We start from the raw sequence: 18,071 nt of genomic DNA, 5'->3' as shown, positions 1-18,071 counted from the left end.
CCGGTGCATCCCATCCTGTTCATCGTCTTCCTGCCCTTGCTGGCAGCGATCGTCGGCGGCTTCATCAACAAGTCTGCGCCGAGCGTCGTCGCCAAGTCGATCACGACCGGTGCGCTGTTCATCAGCTGCGCGCTGAGTTGGCCGGTCTTCATCGGCTTCTGGCTGGGCGACAGCACCGCCACCGTCGTGCCGGTGCTGCAATGGATGCAGTCGGGCGATCTCGCCTTCGACTGGGCGCTGCGCGTCGACACGCTGACCGCAGTGATGCTGGTGGTCATCACCACCGTATCGGCGCTCGTCCACCTCTATAGCTGGGGCTATATGGAAGAAGACCCGGACCAGCCGCGGTTCTTCGCCTACCTCTCGCTGTTCACCTTCGCCATGCTGATGCTGGTGACGGCGGACAACCTCGTCCAGATGTTCTTTGGATGGGAAGGAGTGGGCCTCGCCAGCTACCTGCTCATCGGCTTCTGGTTCAAGAAGCCCAGCGCCAATGCCGCCGCTATCAAGGCCTTCGTCGTCAACCGAGTCGGCGACCTCGGCTTCATGCTCGGCATTTTCGGCACTTTCCTGGTGTTCGACACCGTATCGATCCCCGAAATCCTCGAGGCTGCGCCCTCGATGAGCGGCGCGACGATCGGCTTCCTCGGCTACCGCGTTGCGACCATGGACGTGCTCTGCATCCTCCTGTTCATCGGCGCGATGGGCAAGTCGGCGCAGCTCGGCCTGCACACCTGGCTGCCCGACGCTATGGAAGGCCCGACGCCGGTTTCCGCACTGATCCACGCCGCCACTATGGTGACCGCGGGCGTGTTCATGGTCTGCCGCCTGTCGCCCATGTTCGAGACCGCGCCCGTCGCACTCGGCGTCGTGACCTTCATCGGCGCCGCCACCTGCATCTTTGCCGCCACCGTCGGCACGACGCAGTGGGACATCAAGCGCGTGATCGCCTATTCGACCTGTTCGCAGCTCGGCTACATGTTCTTCGCTGCAGGCGTGGGCGCGTATGGCGCGGCCATGTTCCACCTGTTCACCCACGCCTTCTTCAAGGCACTGCTGTTCCTCGGCGCGGGCTCGGTCATCCACGCCATGCATCACGAGCAGGACATGCGCTATTACGGCGCGCTGCGTAAGGAAATCCCGCTGACTTTCTGGGCCATGATGGCGGGGACGCTCGCGATCACCGGTGTCGGCGTGCTCTACGTGTTCGGGTTCGCCGGGTTCTATTCCAAGGACGCCATTCTGGAAGCCGCCTTCGCCCGCGGTACGGAAATGAGCATGTTCGCCTTCTGGATGGGCGCCGTCGCGGCCCTTCTGACCAGCTTCTACAGCTGGCGCCTGATGTTCCTGACCTTCTGGGGCAAGCCGCGCTGGGCCGATAGCGAGCATATCCAGCACGCCGTTCACCACGGCCATGACGAACCCGAAGATCACAATCCCGCCGTGCAGGAAGATGCCGGCCACGATGTCACGCATGCCGTGCCGTCGCCGAATTACGAGGCAGGGACGGGCGGCTACCACCCGCACGAAAGTCCGCTCAGCATGCTGATCCCGCTCGGCATCCTGTCGATCGGCGCGGTCTTTGCCGGCTTCGTATTCAAAGACGCTTTCATCGACGGCGCGGATTTCTGGGACGGCTCGATCTATTTCAACGAGAACCTGATCCACGCCCTGCACAACGTGCCTTACTGGGTGAAGCTGACGGCGACCTTCGTCATGCTGATCGGCCTCGCCATTGCCTGGCTCGCGTACATTAAGGACACGACGATCCCCGCCAAGGGTGCCGAACAGCTCGGCCCGATCTACCGGTTCTTCTACAACAAGTGGTATTTCGACGAGCTCTACCACTACCTCTTCATCGTCCCTGCCTTCTGGCTCGGACGCCAGTTCTGGAAACTCGGCGATGTCGGCACGATCGACCGCTTCGGCCCCAATGGTGTGGCCTGGGTGGTCGAGAAGGGCTCGGTCGGCGCGAAGAAGTTCCAGACCGGATATCTCTATAGCTATGCGCTGGTGATGCTCCTCGGGCTCGTCGCCGCTGTCACCTGGGTGCTGTTCTGATGGAATTCCCCATCCTCTCGCTGATGCTTGCGGTGCCGCTCGTTGCAGCCATCGCCTGCCTGTTCCTCGGCGCGCAGAGCGCCCGCATGGTGGCGCTGTTCGCAACGCTGTTCGATCTCGCGCTCGGTGTGCTGCTGTGGCTCAACTTCGATATCGGCGGCGCGCAGTGGCAGTTCGTCGAGCGGGCGGAAATATTCGCCGGCTTCAGCTATGCGCTCGGCATCGATGGGATCGCGCTGATGTTGATCATGCTCAGCGTCTTCCTGATGCCGATCTGCATCCTCGCCAGCTGGGACGCGATCACCAAGCGCGTGGGCGAATACATGTCGGCCTTCCTGATGATGGAAGTGCTGATGATCGGCGTTTTCGCCGCGCAGGACATGTTCCTGTTCTACATTTTCTTCGAAGCCGGCCTCATCCCTATGTACCTCATCATCGGCGTGTGGGGAGGCGACAACCGCATTTACGCGAGCTACAAGTTCTTCCTCTACACGCTGCTCGGCTCGGTGCTGATGCTGATCGCGATGATGTGGATGGTGAACGAAGCGGGCACCACCGACATTCCGACGCTGCTCAATTACGACTTCAGCCCGCAGGCGCAGACCTGGCTGTGGCTGGCCTTCTTCGCGAGCTTCGCGGTGAAGATGCCGATGTGGCCCGTGCATACATGGCTGCCCGACGCGCACGTGCAGGCACCGACGGCAGGGTCGGTGATCCTTGCTGGCGTGTTGCTTAAGCTCGGTGGTTACGGCTTCATCCGCTTCAGCCTGCCGATGTTCCCTGAAGCGAGCGCCCAGTTCGCATGGCTGGTCTTCGCGCTGTCGATGGTCGCGGTGATTTATACCTCGCTCGTCGCGCTGGTGCAGCACGACATGAAGAAGCTGATCGCTTATTCCTCGGTCGCCCACATGGCGATCGTGACCGCTGGCCTGTTCGCCTTCAACGTACAGGGCATCGAGGGCGCGATGATGGTCATGCTCGGCCACGGCCTCGTGTCCGGCGCGCTGTTCCTGTGTGTCGGCGTGATCTACGACCGGCTGCATACCCGCGAGATCGACCGGTATGGCGGGCTCAGCATCAACATGCCGAAATACGCTTTGTTCTTCCTGCTGTTCACCATGGCCAGCATCGGCCTGCCGGGGACCAGCAATTTCGTCGGCGAATTCCTCGCGCTGGCCGGCCTTTACAAGGTCTCGACCCTTGTGACGCTGGTCTGCACCACGGGCATCATCCTTGGTGCCGCATACATGCTTTACCTCTACCGCCGCGTAGCCTTCGGAGAGCAGCGCAATGCCGATGCGGCGCGCATGCCCGATCTCAACGCACGCGAGTGGCTGATGCTCGCACCCATTGCTGCGGCCACGCTGTGGATGGGCGTCTATCCGGAAAGCTTCCTAGCCCCGATGCGGCAGGACATCGCCGCGCTGGAGGTCCGCATGGCGCGTGCCGCGCCGGAGGGCGACAGCCAGCTCCGGGTCGGCGAGCCGATGGAGCGCAACGCCAATTTTGTCGCAGCCGCACACGATGCGGAGGGAGCGCATTGATGAATCTCGCCAGTTCCCTCTATTTCACCGGCGCCGAGGTCGGGCTTTCGATCGTCGGCCTCGTACTGCTGCTGGTATCGGCCTGGGGCGGTCCACGCTCGGCACGCCTGGTCACCATTCTCGCCGTATCGGCGCTCGTTGGCGCGACGCTGTTCAGCGGGCACCTGTTCGATCTTGCCGCCAGTTCGACGGCAGGTCGCGCGTTCGGCGATCTCTATCGCGCAGACACGTTTGGTAGCTTCGCGAAGATCCTCATCTATCTCGCGACGATTGCTGTGCTGATGGTCACGCCACGCTTCTTCGACCAGCGCGGGGCTTACCGTCCGGAATATCCGGTGCTGATGCTGTTCAATGCCGTCGGCATGGGGATGATGGTTTCCGCCACCGATCTGATGACGCTCTACATCGGCCTCGAGATGTCGAGCTTGGCGAGCTACGTGCTCGCCAGCTTCCTGCGTAACGACACGCGCTCGGCGGAAGCTGGATTGAAGTACTTCGTCCTCGGCGCGCTCGCCTCTGGCATCATCCTGTATGGCGTTAGCTTGGTTTACGGCTTCACCGGCAGCACCAATTACGAAGGCATTCGTGCAGCCTTTGCCATAGAATTCTCGACGGGCGCATTGTTCGGCGTTGTCTTCGTGCTGGCAGGACTTGCCTTCAAGGTCAGCGCCGTACCGTTCCACATGTGGACGCCAGACGTCTATGAAGGCGCGCCGACCCCGGTCACCGCCTTTTTCGCCACTGCGCCCAAGGTGGCGGCCATGGCCATGCTCGTCCGCATGGCGATGGAACCGTTCGCAGGCGAAGTGGACGCGTGGCGCCAGATCGTGATCTTTGCCGCGCTTGCGTCCATCGTGGTCGGTGCGCTCGGCGCAATCGGCCAGCAGAACCTGAAGCGCCTGCTCGCTTACTCCTCAATCAACAATGTCGGCTTCATCCTCATCGGGCTCGCCGCAGCGACACCCGCTGGCGTGGCCGGTGTGTTGACGTATCTGGCAATCTATGTCGCGATGACGGTCGGCAGCTTCACTGCGCTGCTGATGCTCCGCGATCCGATGGGGCAGAATCTCGAAACCTTCGACGACATCGCCGGGCTCTCCACTAACCGGCCTGCGCTCGCGTGGTGCCTGCTGGCGCTCATGTTCAGCCTGGCCGGCATCCCGCCGCTGTTCGGTTTCTGGGGCAAGTTCGTCGTCTTCCAGGCAGCCGTCCAAGCCGATCTGGTCGCACTGGCCGCCATCGGCATTGCCGCCAGCGTCATCGGCGCCTTCTACTACATCAAGTTCGTCAAGGTGATGTTCTTCGACGACGCCACGCGCGAAGTTGAAACAGAAAGCCCGATCGGCCACTGGATCGTTCTGGGCCTCAGCGTCGCGATCATCTCGCCGCTGGGTTATTTCCTGACCATCCCGCTCGGTGAATGGAGTGCGGCTGCTGCGGCGAGCTTCGCCGCCGCGATGTGATCCGCGTCGTCGCCGAAACCGGCTCGACCAATAGCGATCTGGCGGAGCAGCTTCGCCGCGGGGAGGGAGTGCACGAGGGTCAATGGCTCGTCGCCGACCGGCAGGTCGCCGGGCGCGGGCGCCAAGGTCGGACGTGGTTCGACGGGTCTGGCAATTTCATGGGATCGACCATCGTGCGTCCCCATCCACGCGATCCGCAACCCGCCAGCCTCGCCCTGATGACTGGCCTCGCGCTCTATGAAGCGATTGCTCCGCTATTGTCGCCACCGCAAGTCCCGATGCTTAAATGGCCCAACGACCTCATGCTCGGCTCCGCCAAGCTCGCCGGGATCCTGCTGGAGCGGGAAGGGAACGCCATCGTGGTGGGCATCGGGGCAAATCTCGCAGCTGCGCCCGATCTCCCGGATCGCGAAACAGTCGCCCTCAGCGCATTTGCCCCGGCGCCCGATCGCGACCATTTCGCTCACTGCCTCGCTGCGTCGTTCGATCGCGAGCTCGACCGCTGGCGCACTTATGGTCTCGAACCACTCGTACGCCGCTGGATAGAGGCGTCGCATCCCGCAGGCACTCTGCTCACCGTGCATCCACCCGGCGAGGAACCGATCACGGCGGAATTCGCTGGATTGACAGCCGAAGGCGCGCTTTCACTGCGCTTGGCGGATGGCGCGCGGCGTGTCATCCATGCCGGCGACGTGATGCTCGCCAAACAGGAGGGATGAGCCATGCTGCTCGCGGCCGATGTCGGTAACACCAATGTGGTCTTTGCCCTCTTCGACGGGCGGACGATCAAGGCACGCTGGCGCATCGCCACCGATCCACGGCGCACCGGCGACGAATATGCCGTCTGGCTGCTTCAGCTCGCGAAGCTCCAGGGCTTCGAGAAAAACGATATCGAGCAGGTCATCATCGGTTCGGTCGTGCCCCGGGCGATCCACAACCTCACTGTCCTGTCGGAGAAATATCTCGGCATCACGCCGCTCGTCGCAGGACAGGGCGATGCCGACTGGGGCTTCGAGCTGGATATCGAGCAGCCGAGTTCGCTCGGCGCCGATCGCGCGCTCAACACGCTCGCCGCGCATGAGAAATACGAAGGCGATTTGATCGTGATCGATTTCGGGACCGCAACCACTTTCGATGCAGTCGATTTCACCGGCGCCTATAAAGGCGGCATCATCGCGCCCGGCATCAACCTGTCGCTGGATGCACTGGTCGGCAACACCGCCAAACTGCCGCGCATCGCGATCGAAAAGCCGAAGAGCGATAGCGTTATCGGTCGCAATACCGAGGACCAGATGCTGATCGGCGTGTTCTGGGGCTACGTCTCGCTTATCGAGGGATTGATCTCGCGCATGAAGAAGGAAGTGGGGCGTCCGGCCAAGGTGGTCGCCACCGGCGGGCTCGCCATCCTGTTCGACGAGCACACCGACCTGTTCGACGTGGTCGATGCGGACCTCACCCTGGAAGGACTGGCCCTGCTGGCGGAGCGTGCTGCGTGAAGAAAAATTTTACTCCGGAAGACGAACTGCTGTTCCTCGCGCTCGGCGGCTCGGGCGAGATCGGCATGAATGTCAATCTATACGGCTGTCAGGGTCGTTGGCTGATGGTCGATCTGGGTATGACCTTCTCGGGCGACCAGTATCCCGGTGTGGATCTCGTATTCGCCGATCTCGAATTCATCGAGGATCGCGTGGAGCAACTCGAAGCCATCGTGATTACCCACGCGCATGAGGACCACATCGGCGCCGTCCCATACTTCGCCGCCGATCTCGGCGTGCCGATTTATGCGACGCCGTTCACAGCGGAACTGGTGCGGCGCAAGCTGCAGGAAGCGGGCATCGAGAACGAGATTGAACTCAACATCATCGAGGACGATCACGGCAGTTTCGCCGTCGGGCCTTTCGAGGTCACCTACATTCCGCTCGCCCATTCGATCGCGGAGGGCAATGCGCTGTTGATCGAGACCCCGCACGGCCGCATTTTTCACACTGGCGACTGGAAGCTGGACGAGGATCCGATCATCGGCCAGCCGACCACCGAGGAAGAGCTGACCGAGATCGGCGATGAGGGCGTGCTGGCGCTGGTGTGCGACAGCACGAATGTCTTCAATCCAGCACCTAGTGGGTCCGAAGGAGCGGTCTACAAGGGCCTGCTCGAGGAGGTCCAGCGTCACAGCGGCAAGCGCGTGCTGGTGACGACCTTCGCCAGCAATGTCGCCCGGCTTCAGACCCTCGGCGATGTCGCGCGCGAAACGGGCCGGCAGGTCTGCGTGGCCGGGCGCTCGCTCGACCGGATTATCGAGGTGTCGCAGGCGAATGGATATCTCACCGATTTCCCCGATCCGGTCGATTTCGATACTGCGATGGGCCTGCCGCGCGGCGACTTGCTGATCCTCGCGACCGGGGGGCAGGGCGAACCGCGCGCGGCGCTGGCCCGGATCGCCGACGAAAACCACCCGCTCGAACTTGTGCGCGGTGACGTGGTGCTGTTCTCGAGCCGCCAGATTCCGGGCAACGAGATCAGCATCGGCGCGGTGCAGAATAAGCTGGCCGCGCGCGGCATCACCATGGTGACCGACCGGCAGAGCATGATTCACGTGTCCGGCCATCCCGGTCGCCCCGAGCTCGAGGCGCTGTATGGCTGGATCCGCCCGGACGTCCTCGTGCCGGTTCACGGCGAGATGCGGCATATGCAGGAGCAGGCACGGCTCGGCGCGGCAAACGCGATTCCGTCGAACGTCGTGCAGCAAAACGGCGATATCATCCGCCTCGCGCCCGGCGCTCCGGGCAAGATCGCCGAGGTGAGGGCAGGGCGGCTCGTACTCGATGGCGACATCATCGCGCCTGCGGATGGCGAGGCGATCACCATGCGCCGCCGGCTCATGCGCGAGGGCGTGGTAATCGTCGCGCTCGATGGCGACCTCAATCCCCGGCTCGACAGCCTCGGCCTGCCGCTCGACGAGGACTACCCCGAATTTGTCGAAGAGGCGCAGGCCGACATCGTGGCGGCGATCGGCAAGCTCAAGGGCAATGCGCGCAAGGACCCGGCACTGGTTCACGAAGCGGCTCGGCTCGCGGCCCGGCGTGCCGCACAGCGCTGGTCGGGCAAGCGTCCGCAAGTGCGCGTCATTCTGCCGAACCTGTGAGGTGATCAGATGCAGTGGACCAGCATCCTCGCGATCTATTTCCTCTTCCTTGTGTTCAGCGCTTTCGTGTTGCTGCCTTTCGGCGTCCGCACACATGACGAGGCTGGGATCGAGAAGGTGCCAGGGCAGGCCGATAGCGCTCCGGTCGAGTTCCGCCCGGGGCGGCTGATGGTGCGCGCCATTGTGCTCGCTGCCGTCCTGACGACGCTTTACGTCGCGAATTACATCAATGGCTGGATCGGGCCGGAAGACCTGATCTTCTGGGGACCTTCCGCCGGCTGATTATTGCCGCAGGCGTTCGAGCGCCTGTGCCAGCACCACATAGAGCTTGCCCATATCGCTTGATAGCAATGTGACGCTGACGGCGTGCCCGTCACGGGTACTGAGCATCGTCCGCAGCATCGCCTCGAAGTCATGGATGTAGCGGCTGACATGCTCGCGGAAATCGTGGTCCGCATCGTAGAGTTCGGCGATCTCCCGTGCTTCGGTATTGTCGACCAGCCGCACGGCACGGCGGGTGAAAATGCCGCGATCGCCGCGAAGGTAGCTTGCCCAGGACGTGTCGGTCACCTCGGTCGATAGAGCCTTGGCGATGTCGATAGCGTTGGAATTCAGACTTTCGGTGATGAGCGCGACGCGGCGGGAGAAGTCGTTGTCGACATCCTCGGTCGCCCGTTCGCGCGCATGGGCGATGCGGCTCTCCAGATTGCCGGTCAATTCATTGACCTTGGCGAGCTGGTCGCGCAGCTGCCGCGTAACTTCCCGCCCCGCTTCGGAGGAGCGTGTCGTCGCTTCTTCGAGCTTCGCCAGTGCTTCATCGGTATGTTCCGCGAGCGCCTTCTCGATCGACTCGGCGCTCTTCTCGCCGACTTTCGCCGCGATCTGATCGATCCGGTCGGCTTGCTCGTTTTCGATAGCCGCGAGGGCGGACCGCGCGCTTGTCTGCAGCGCCTCGATCGCCTCGCGCAATTCTTCTTGCGCTTTCGTCGCCACGGCTTCGTTTTCGGAGCCGAGCGCTGCGACGCTCGAGCGGAGCCGTTCGATGCTGTCGACCTGTGCCGCGGTGGTTTCCCCGAAATCGGCCTGGAAGCGGTCGATGTCTTCCATCGCCTCGCGGGCCTGGTTCCCGGCTGTGTCCATGCTTGTGCTGGCCTGCTCTCCGGCCTGTCGAGCCTGGTCGAGCAGCGAGTGGACCTCGCGGGCGCGGATCTCGATGGCCGCAAGGCGTTCCTCGCTTGCAGTCATCGCATTGGGCAGGTCGTTGCGGCTTTGATGGGCGCTCGCCTGAATGAGTTCGAGCAGGCGTACGCTCGCATCCGTAAGTGCGGCCACGGCCATATCCGTACCGTCGAGCGCTTCGCGGCTTTCCACAAGCTTCGCGTTGAGCGCATCGACGCCCTCGGCAACGCTGCCGCTGGCTTCCTGGCCCTGCCGGTGGACGGCATCGAACACTTCTCCGAGACGGCCGATCTTCTCCGCCAGCGCATCGCCCTCGCGAGCTAGCTTGTCGGCCTGCTCGAGCTGAGCGGCGCGCTTGGTGGCCAGCGCGTTGTCTAGCGCTTCGAGCCTTTCGTGCATGGTCGCCAACGCCGCTTCCTCGGCCGCGTCGAATCTCGCCTGTCGCCCAGCGGTCTGTTCGTCGAACAGCCGGTTGCGTTCGGTGATGCGGGCATCGACGGCTTCGGCTTCGGCAAAGAGGGCCTTCAGCTTCTCATTCGCGGAGTCGAGAGCGGACTGGTCGATCGCCTTGATCTCTTGGACGGTGAGTTCAAGCCGTTCGCGCATGGCGTCGATCTGGTGGCCCCAGCTCGCCAAGGCCGTTGCTTCGCCTTGGCGCACCTCGGCAGCGATCGTCGCGGCTTCATCGCGCAGGCTGTCGAGCTGGACCCGCAAATGCGCCACAGCAGTCTCATGCTCCGCCGACGTTTGCTGCCCGGTCTCGGCAAGTTCTGCGCGCAAGGTCTCGGCTCGACCGCGCATTGCGGCGAGGGCATCGACTTCGCGCCCGTCCAGTTCCCCGCGAAATGCTTCGCTCTCCTCTCGGAGGACCGCGAAACGCTGCTCTGCGATGGTGCCGAGCTGCTCGGTCTGCGCCTCGAAGGCCACGAGCGCTTCGTCGACGCGCTCTCGAAGGGAAGCGACTTGCCGCTCGCTCGCGGTGCCGAATTCGTTAAGTCGGCGAAAGCCCGCAACCAGCTCGTCCAGTTGGGATTTCGCCGTCCGCCCGGCGCCGCCGATTTGGTTGGACACATCCTTGGCCGAGTTGGCGATGACCGGGAGGTTGTCCCGAAGTTTGTCCATGTTCTCGAGTGCGGCGTCGCTGACGCGGGCGATTGCATCCACTCGCTCGCCATTGTCGTGGATGAGCCCTTGAAGGCGGTCGGCATGTTCTGAAATCCGCTCGCTTGCCGAGCGGCCAAGATATTCGAGATCGCGCGTCTGCGAGCCGAGAAATTCGCGCGCGAGGCTGAGTTCTCTGTTCACCACGGCGAGCTTCGCCTCGAGACGCGCCGACTCCTCCGACAGCGACCGTGCAACTTCGCCGAACCGGCGCGCCTCGCGCCGGGAATTGCGGACGGCCAGCATCCACAAGCTCACCACGAGAAGGACGAGGATCGCCCAGCTGGTAATCCAGCCGGTCCATTGCTGCGCCGTGCCCCCTGCGAGCATTTCGCTCCGGTTCGCCCACACGAAGAAGGCGGTCCATGCTACGATAACAGTCATGGCAAGAGCCGGCGCAACCCATTGGCGACGAAGTGAGGGGTCATCGTCTTCGGCGACGAATTCCTCGTACTCTTCCACATCCGCGTCGTAAAATTCCTCGAATTCGTCCGAGCTTTCATCGACAGGCTGCTGGTAACCCTCGATTTCAATTTCATCGACCGATGTCTCGTCGGAGACAGCCTTGATCATGGAGCGCTTCCTCATAGGGCAGAATCTACCACGTTTCGATTATGCTTAAACCCACTTTAACTCATCCCTGCCTAGGTTTAGGCGCGATGGCCTATCATTCGTCAGATTTCGAAGCCGCTATCGGTGCAGCTGCCGGTGCCGACGAGGCGCTGCAGGCCGAGCTGAAGGCTGCTTTCGCGCAGAGCGTTGCACGGCAGGCCGATTTGCTGGGCAGGGCGCGGTGCGACGGGAACTGGCTGGTCGCTGCCGAACGCCTCCAGGGACTGGCTGCCAGCTTCCACGCGCATGAACTGGCGGCGTTGGCCCGCGAGGCGCTGGAGGGCGCACCGGGCGACCCGGGAATAGTCGTCCGCATCCGTAACTTCAGCGAGGAACTTGCTTTCCGGGACTGAGGGAAATCCACCGACTGGGGTGGCTTAGCCGTCCGGGCAAAACTAGAGTGCCGGCGCAGCAGCCCAACCGGAGAGCGTTTTGCGCGTCGCCCTACTTTCCACGCTCGATGATGCCGTCACCCCGGCACCGGTGCGCGCGGCCTATCGCAATTTCGCGGGCGCACGCGTCATCGACCGGCAAATCGATCTCGCGCTGGCGGCCGGTTGCGAAACGATTGCATGCCTTGTCGAAGGGATTGGCCGCGAGGTCGCGGAGGCACAGCGCCGTGCCGAACAATCCGGCGTCCGCTTCGTCGCCATGCAGAACCCGCGGGCCCTCTCGGGCCTTGTGACTGCAGCTGACGAGTTGTTCGTGCTTGCTCCCGGCGTCCTGCCTTCCGATGCTGCTGTGCTCCGCAATGTAGCTCGCCCGGCGGTGCTGGCCTTTCCAGCCGAAGACGCCGTGCCGAGGGGCTACGAGAGGATAGATCCCGAGTTTGCGTGGTCGGGCGCCTTGCTCGCGCCGGGTTCGGTGGTCGAACGTCTCGCCGAGCTGCCGCCTGATAGCGACGTGGTTGCCAGCCTGCTGCGGCTGTCGCTGCAATCGGGGGTCAAAATCTTGCCATTGGAAAAGCGGCTGATCGAGGATGGTCAGTGGCACATTGATCCCGGCATCGAAGAATTGGTCGATCGGGAAGAACGGTGGATCAAGACCCATGCATCGCCAGCACCCTTCACGGCCCCCGGACTTGCGGTCGCGGAGCGGGTCGGCGCCCGGCTTGCGCGCGACACATTGGGCAAAAAGGGCGCGAGACTTCCAGCGCTGGGCGCTGTGCTCAGCGGTATCGGCGCTCTGGCACTCGCGGCACTCGGCATGCCGGTACCCGCACTGGCGCTCGGTACGGTCATGGCCATGCTCGGCGCGGCGGGAGAGACGGTGGAGCGCATTGCACGGGCGGGGCAATTCGGCGCGCGAAGATCGGCGCTGGCGAAAGCCCTGGACTGGTCGACGGATCCGGTGCTGGCGATCCTCATCGCGGCCGCCTCTCCCGAAGATACCGGTTGGCTGAGACTGTTCGTTCCAGCGGTGCTGTTCGGTCTCTTGCGGCTAGGTGCTCGCCTGCGGGACGACAATTGGGGCGAGACCTACCGCGACCGGATCGCAACCAGCGCATTGCTGGTTCCGTGCGCGTTTGTAGGGATTACCCAGCCGGTCACTGCGATCATGGCCCTGCTGGTGCTGACTTCGATCTTCCTTGTGCCTTACCGTGGCGACTAACGTCGACTTAACCATGTCCATGATAGCGCGAAGGCATGAAGATGGAGATCCCGGTGCCTGACGCTGCCCAAGCGGACCAAGCAAGAGAATTGCGCGATTCCCTGGCTGGCGGGAATGCCGTGCTTGCGCGGGTTACGCCGATACTGGAGCATTTGCTCGCAACACCGGACCATTCGTTGTTCAGCGACGAGATCGTCGCGCGGATTCGCGGCATGTGCCACGATCTTGCCTGGCAGATCCTCCGGGCCCAGGCGGAGGCGACCGGGGAAGCTGGCCGTGAAGCCTTTGCCGACAAGCATGGCGAAGCGCTGGCGCAGCATTTCTTCACCAGCCCTCGTATCCTGTCGCATTGCCATGCCCTTGCGCTCGAGTGGCAATTGGCGACGCGGATGGAGGCGCAATACGGCATCGACCCGGTGCTTTCCCCGCTACTGCAGACCCTGATTGCTTCGCCCGACAGCGGTCAGGCCAGCGCGGCGATGGGGGCTTTGGCCGCGCAGGCGCGCTTCGCCCAATCACAGCGGCGCATGGAGCTTTCGCTCGCCGAACTGCCGGGCGACCTGTTTCACGAACTGCTGCTGGGGTGGCGCAACTTCGGCGGGGATCGGCGGTCCGATGCCATGATCCGCGCAGAAGCGAAGCTGCGCAACGCCTATGACGAGAGCTCGGCCCGCCTGTCGCTGCTCGCGCGGCTCGTGGCGGGGCTTGGTGACGATGTGCGCAAAGCGCTCGACGTGGAACATGCCGGGGTCGCGCTGTTCCTTACAGCACTGGCGGCGCGGTCGAACCAGTCGCGCAACCTTGCTGTGCTTGCGACGAATGAACAGCAGGTCGCGCGGCTCGCTCTGGCGCTGCGCGGCTGCGGTCTAGACGCTGCGGAAGTGAATACCCAGATCCTGCGGTTACACCCACAAAGCAGCCCGCAAGGCGGCCTCGATGGGATCACGCCGGCTGAAGCAAAGAAATGGCTCGCGGAAGCCGGCACGATGGGGATCGTCTGACCATGGCCAGCGTCGGCACAAGCTATATCGCATCTGCCAAGGCCGATGCCGAGGGGCGGCTCGTCGAAGCCGGTGAACCGCTCGCGAGCCTGCAGGAAGCCTGCGGAGGGCAGATCGGAGGCCCGATCGCCATTCCCGAGTTGCAGGCCCTGGTCGACAAGGCCAATGCTTACGGCCTTCGGCTCGCCCGCCAATTTACAGCCATCGATGGCGAGAACAGCATCACTGCGTGGGTAGAGATCACCCCGAAACTCGGCAACGATGGAACTATCTGGCAGAGCGCAATCGATGTCGTCAGCTGGCACAGCGAAGAGCTGCCGCCGGAGAACGAGCTCGACGCCACGCGGCGCCGGATCGAGATCAACCGGCATCTGGCAGATTGCACTGTCAGGCTGAGCCCGTCGCAGGGCGTGCTGTCGGTAGAGACCGAGGCACCCGACCTTGCAGTATTCGTGGACGCCGCGCGCGGGGGGATAGGCCGGCCCTGGACCGATTTCGTCCATTTGCCAGGCAGCACCCACGAGCAGCCGCTCCACTGGCGCTTGCTCGATGGTTCGCGCTGCGAAATCGACGGGTCCAAGCGCGCATGGACGGCGCATCTGGAACCGCTCGGGAAGGGCGAGCCGGGTAGTGCAGGCTTCGCCCTCTACCTGACTGCTGACACGCCTGCTGCGGGCGTAGAGGCTGCGGAAAACGGTGCCGGTATCGAAGGCGCATCCTTCGGTCGCGACCTCACGCCGGTCCTCCGCCAACCGATCAATCGCATCATCGCCAACGCCGAAACGATTAGGACGAAGCTAGCGGGGCCGATTGCTGACGAATACAGTTCCTATGCGGCCGATATCGCTACCGCGGCCCAGCATCTATTGGCGCTGATTGACGACCTCTCAGACCTAGAAGTCGTCGAATCAGACCAATTCGTTACCGCGCCGGACCGTATCGAGCTTGCCGACGTCGCGCGGCGGGCCTGCGGCATTCTCGGCGTTCGCGCGCAGGAGAAGGGCATCACGCTGGTGCCTCCTGTGGAAGGCGAGAGCCAGCTGGCCATCGCCGAATTCCGGCGGGTGTTACAGATCCTGCTCAACCTCGTCGGCAACGCGATCCGCTATGCGCCTGAAGACAGTCAGGTCTGGATCCGGCTCGACCGGATCGGCAGCCGCGCGCTCATCACTGTGGCAGACCAGGGTCACGGCCTTGACGAGGAGCAGCAGGCGCGAGTGTTCGAGAAGTTCGAGCGCTTGGGGCGCAGCGGCGATGGTGGCTCTGGCCTTGGGCTCTATATTTCACGCCGGATCGCACGCGCGATGGACGGCGATCTCACAGTCGAAAGCGCACCGGGGCAGGGCGCGCGTTTCACGCTCTCAGTCCCCGCCGCCGAAGAGATGCGATCGGAGAAGCGCGATGGTCCGGGGCGCGATATTCCTGACGACGACACGAACGCCTGACACGAAAAAGGGGCGCCGCAGCGCCCCTTGATCTATTGCTACGGAAGCCGGGTTTACCGCTTGTCCATCGGCACGTAATCGCGCTCGGTCGGGCCAGTGTAGAGCTGGCGCGGACGACCGATGACCTGGCCGGGATCGGAGATCATCTCGTTCCACTGCGCCACCCAGCCGACGGTGCGGGCGAGGGCGAAGAGCGCGGTGAACATGGTCGTCGGGAAGCCGATCGAATTCAGGATGATGCCCGAGTAGAAGTCGACGTTCGGGAAAAGCTTCTTTTCCTTGAAGTAATCGTCGTTCAGCGCGAGTTCCTCGAGGCGCAGCGCCGTCTCGAACACCGGATCGCTTACGTTGAGTGCCTCGAACACTTCGCGCAGCGTCTTTTGCATCACCGTCGCGCGCGGGTCGTAGTTCTTGTAGACGCGATGCCCGAAGCCCATCAGGCGGAACGGGTCGTTCTTGTCCTTTGCACGCTCGATATAATGCGGGATCTTGTCGGGCGAACCGATCTCCTGAAGCATGTTGAGCGCAGCTTCGTTGGCGCCGCCATGCGCCGGGCCCCACAGGCATGCGATACCGGCGGCGATACAAGCAAACGGGTTCGCGCCCGACGATCCGGCGAGGCGGACAGTCGAGGTCGAGGCGTTCTGCTCGTGATCGGCGTGGAGGATGAAAATCCGGTCCATTGCCTTTTCGATAGCAGGATGGATCTCGTACTCCTCGGCCGGGACGCCGAAGGTCATGCGCAGGAAGTTGCCGGTGTAGCTCAAGTTGTTGTCCGGCTGCATGAAAGGCTGGCCGATGGCATACTTATAGGCCCAGGCGGCGATCGTCGGCATTTTGGCGATCAGGCGGTGGCTGCTGATCTTGCGGTGCTCGGGATCGGAAATGTCGGTGCTGTCGTGATAGAACGCCGACAGGGCACCCACCACGCCGCACATGATCGCCATCGGGTGCGCGTCGCGGCGGAAGCCCTGGTAGAACTGGCGCAGCTGGTCGTGCAGCATGGTGTGCCGCGTGATCGTATAGTCGAAATCGTCCAGCTCTTCCTTACCCGGCAGCTCGCCGTTCAGGAGCAGGTAGGCGACTTCCATGAAGCTGGAATGTTCTGCCAGCTGGCCGATAGGGTAACCGCGGTGCAGCAGGACGCCTTCTTCACCGTCGATATAGGTCAGCGCGCTTTCGCAGCTGGCGGTGGACTTGTAGCCGGGATCGTAAGTGAACTTGCCGGTGCCGCCGTACAGCTTGCGGATGTCGATGACATCGGGGCCGACGCTGCCCTGAAGTACGGGGAATTCCTGGGTCTGGTCGCCCAGATCGAGAGTTGCCTTGTTGTCGGCCACGCGTGTCTCCTCAACGGTTTCCGTCTGGCCCCGGGGCGTCGGCGGCTTGCGCATCGATCCGCGCGAGCGCTTCTTCCTTGCCCAGAAGGACCAGCACATCGAAAATGCCGGGGGACGTGGTCGTCCCCGTCAATGCTGCGCGCATGGGCTGCGCGAGCTTGCCGAGACCCAATTCGAGCTGCTCGGCATACGATTTCGTAGTGGCTTCGAGAGCCTCGATTGTCCAGTCATTTTGCACATGCAGCATTTTCGACAGGCCCGCGAGGCGCTGGCGCGCTTCGTCATCAAGCAGGGCGGCCGCTTTTTCGGTCATCTCGAGAGGCCGTTTGGCGAAAAGAAACTGCGATCCTTCAACGAGTTCGTTGACGGACTTAGCGCGTGTTTTGAGGACCGGCATCGCCTGCTCGAGCAAATCGACATCTGCATCACCGTCCAGCCTCTCGGCCACGATGCGAGCCAGGCGACCATCATCGGCCTCCCGAATGTAGTGACCGTTGAGGTTCTGCAGCTTCTTGATATCGAACCGGGCAGGACCCTTGCCGACTCCGTCGAGGTCGAACAGCTCGATCGCTTCCTCGCGGCTGATCTCCTCGCGATCGCCATGACCCCAGCCGAGGCGCAGGAGATAGTTGAAGAGCGCTTCCGGCAGGACGCCTTCTTCGTCGCGATAACCTTCGACACCGACGGCGCCATGGCGCTTCGACATTTTTGCGCCGTCCGGACCGTGGATCAGCGGCACGTGAGCATAGACCGGATCGGGCCAGCCGCCCTCGATCGCGTCCATCGCGCGGATCACAGGGAGCTGGCGGAAGGCGTTGTTGAGGTGATCGTCGCCGCGGATAACGTGAGTAACACCCATATCGTGATCGTCGACGACCACCGCGAGCATGTAGGTCGGCGTACCGTCGGCGCGGAGCAGGACGTAATCGTCGATCTCGGCGTTCTTCACGGTCACCGGACCCTGGACGGCATCTTCGATGGTCGTCTCGCCCTCGGTCGGCACTTTAAGACGGATAACGAAGGGCGCCCCTTCGGGAGCCTCGCTCCCGTCGCGGTCGCGCCAGCGACGGTCGTAGCGCATCGGTTGCTTGGCAGCGCGCTGGTCGGCGCGCATTTGCTCGAGTTCCTCGGGCGTCGCGTAGCATTTGTACGCGTGGCCTGCTGCGAGAAGCTGGCGCGCTACTTCGGCATGGCGTTCGGCGCGGTCGGACTGGAACAGCGGTGCATCGTCGAAATCGAGGCCGAGCCAGTCGAGCCCTTCGATGATCTTGTCGATCGCGTCCTGCGTACTGCGCTTGCGGTCCGTATCCTCGATCCGCAGGAGCGTGCGGCCGCCGTGGTGCCGGGCGAAGAGCCAGTTGAACAATGCCGTGCGCGCGCCGCCGATATGCAGGTATCCTGTGGGCGAAGGGGCAAAGCGGGTTACGACCTGTCCTTCGGGCGTTCCACTATCGCTTGCCATTGGCTCTCGCTTCCTTTCAAACACTTGCATGGCGACACGCGGGACGCCTT

14 protein-coding genes are annotated in these 18,071 nt (G+C 63.3%); 11 read left to right on the top strand and 3 right to left on the bottom strand.

Annotated elements, in window-relative coordinates; genetic code table 11:
* Positions 1–3 precede the first annotated feature (3 nt).
* From nuoL to Q9K02_RS09270, 7 genes are read left to right on the top strand one after another with little or no spacing between them, the layout of a single operon-like run.
* A complete protein-coding gene (gene nuoL / locus Q9K02_RS09300; RefSeq protein ID WP_305932647.1) occupies positions 4–2,061 on the top strand; it encodes an NADH-quinone oxidoreductase subunit L in 2,058 nt (685 codons plus the stop codon).
* A complete protein-coding gene (locus tag Q9K02_RS09295; RefSeq protein WP_305932646.1) occupies positions 2,061–3,605 on the top strand; it encodes an NADH-quinone oxidoreductase subunit M in 1,545 nt (514 codons plus the stop codon). The genes nuoL and Q9K02_RS09295 overlap by 1 nt, the downstream gene beginning before the upstream one ends.
* Positions 3,605–5,068, top strand: coding sequence for an NADH-quinone oxidoreductase subunit NuoN (nuoN, locus tag Q9K02_RS09290; protein WP_305932645.1), 1,464 nt, complete (start codon positions 3,605–3,607; stop codon positions 5,066–5,068). Before Q9K02_RS09295 ends, nuoN begins: the two co-directional genes overlap by 1 nt.
* Positions 5,065–5,787: a biotin--[acetyl-CoA-carboxylase] ligase gene (locus Q9K02_RS09285; RefSeq protein ID WP_305932644.1), complete on the top strand. Its 723-nt coding sequence runs from the start codon at positions 5,065–5,067 to the stop codon at positions 5,785–5,787. Before nuoN ends, Q9K02_RS09285 begins: the two co-directional genes overlap by 4 nt.
* 3 nt (positions 5,788–5,790) lie before the next feature.
* Positions 5,791–6,564, top strand: coding sequence for a type III pantothenate kinase (locus tag Q9K02_RS09280; RefSeq protein WP_305932643.1), 774 nt, complete (start codon positions 5,791–5,793; stop codon positions 6,562–6,564).
* The gene (locus tag Q9K02_RS09275) at positions 6,561–8,210 is read left to right on the top strand and encodes a ribonuclease J (protein ID WP_305932642.1); all 1,650 of its coding nucleotides are present in this window, start codon (positions 6,561–6,563) and stop codon (positions 8,208–8,210) included. The genes Q9K02_RS09280 and Q9K02_RS09275 overlap by 4 nt, the downstream gene beginning before the upstream one ends.
* Positions 8,211–8,219: 9 nt before the next feature.
* Positions 8,220–8,492: a DUF1467 family protein gene (locus Q9K02_RS09270; protein ID WP_305932641.1), complete on the top strand. Its 273-nt coding sequence runs from the start codon at positions 8,220–8,222 to the stop codon at positions 8,490–8,492.
* Here Q9K02_RS09270 and Q9K02_RS09265 read toward each other — a convergent pair whose 3' ends face one another.
* Positions 8,493–11,123 (bottom strand): coiled-coil domain-containing protein, encoded by a 2,631-nt coding sequence (locus Q9K02_RS09265; RefSeq protein ID WP_305932640.1) that lies wholly within the window; start codon positions 11,121–11,123, stop codon positions 8,493–8,495.
* Between the two features lie 86 nt (positions 11,124–11,209).
* Here Q9K02_RS09265 and Q9K02_RS09260 point away from each other — a divergent pair, with 86 nt between their 5' ends.
* The 4 genes from Q9K02_RS09260 to Q9K02_RS09245 all read left to right on the top strand — a co-directional run bounded on the left by Q9K02_RS09260 (position 11,210) and on the right by Q9K02_RS09245 (position 15,219).
* Positions 11,210–11,515: an Hpt domain-containing protein gene (locus tag Q9K02_RS09260; RefSeq protein WP_305932639.1), complete on the top strand. Its 306-nt coding sequence runs from the start codon at positions 11,210–11,212 to the stop codon at positions 11,513–11,515.
* Positions 11,516–11,594: 79 nt separating this feature from the next.
* Positions 11,595–12,773: a hypothetical protein gene (locus tag Q9K02_RS09255; protein WP_305932638.1), complete on the top strand. Its 1,179-nt coding sequence runs from the start codon at positions 11,595–11,597 to the stop codon at positions 12,771–12,773.
* A gap of 89 nt (positions 12,774–12,862) precedes the next feature.
* Positions 12,863–13,774 (top strand): hypothetical protein, encoded by a 912-nt coding sequence (locus tag Q9K02_RS09250; protein ID WP_305932637.1) that lies wholly within the window; start codon positions 12,863–12,865, stop codon positions 13,772–13,774.
* Positions 13,775–13,776: 2 nt separating this feature from the next.
* Positions 13,777–15,219, top strand: coding sequence for a sensor histidine kinase (locus Q9K02_RS09245; RefSeq protein ID WP_305932636.1), 1,443 nt, complete (start codon positions 13,777–13,779; stop codon positions 15,217–15,219).
* A gap of 53 nt (positions 15,220–15,272) precedes the next feature.
* On the opposite strand, the gene Q9K02_RS09240 is transcribed toward Q9K02_RS09245, so the two are convergent.
* A complete protein-coding gene (locus tag Q9K02_RS09240; RefSeq protein ID WP_278328592.1) occupies positions 15,273–16,559 on the bottom strand; it encodes a citrate synthase in 1,287 nt (428 codons plus the stop codon).
* Positions 16,560–16,569: 10 nt separating this feature from the next.
* Complete coding sequence (gene gltX, locus Q9K02_RS09235; protein WP_305932635.1) at positions 16,570–18,021, bottom strand: glutamate--tRNA ligase; 1,452 nt, start codon at positions 18,019–18,021, stop codon at positions 16,570–16,572.
* Positions 18,022–18,071: the final 50 nt, after the last annotated feature.

This window comes from Qipengyuania profundimaris (genome assembly GCF_030717945.1).
In the GTDB taxonomy this organism is placed as follows: domain Bacteria; phylum Pseudomonadota; class Alphaproteobacteria; order Sphingomonadales; family Sphingomonadaceae; genus Qipengyuania; species Qipengyuania profundimaris.
This window is presented reverse-complemented; position numbering and strand designations above follow the sequence as displayed.

Bases quoted from the DNA above. Each gene is read 5' to 3' on its own strand.
- Q9K02_RS09245 (WP_305932636.1), top strand. From the start codon at position 13,777: ATGGCCAGCGTCGGCACAAGCTATATCGCATCTGCCAAGGCCGATGCC.
- Q9K02_RS09295 (WP_305932646.1), top strand. From the start codon at position 2,061: ATGGAATTCCCCATCCTCTCGCTGATGCTTGCGGTGCCGCTCGTTGCA.
- nuoN (WP_305932645.1), top strand. From the start codon at position 3,605: ATGAATCTCGCCAGTTCCCTCTATTTCACCGGCGCCGAGGTCGGGCTT.
- Q9K02_RS09265 (WP_305932640.1), bottom strand. From the start codon at position 11,123: ATGATCAAGGCTGTCTCCGACGAGACATCGGTCGATGAAATTGAAATC.
- Q9K02_RS09260 (WP_305932639.1), top strand. From the start codon at position 11,210: ATGGCCTATCATTCGTCAGATTTCGAAGCCGCTATCGGTGCAGCTGCC.
- Q9K02_RS09280 (WP_305932643.1), top strand. From the start codon at position 5,791: ATGCTGCTCGCGGCCGATGTCGGTAACACCAATGTGGTCTTTGCCCTC.
- Q9K02_RS09270 (WP_305932641.1), top strand. From the start codon at position 8,220: ATGCAGTGGACCAGCATCCTCGCGATCTATTTCCTCTTCCTTGTGTTC.
- gltX (WP_305932635.1), bottom strand. From the start codon at position 18,021: ATGGCAAGCGATAGTGGAACGCCCGAAGGACAGGTCGTAACCCGCTTT.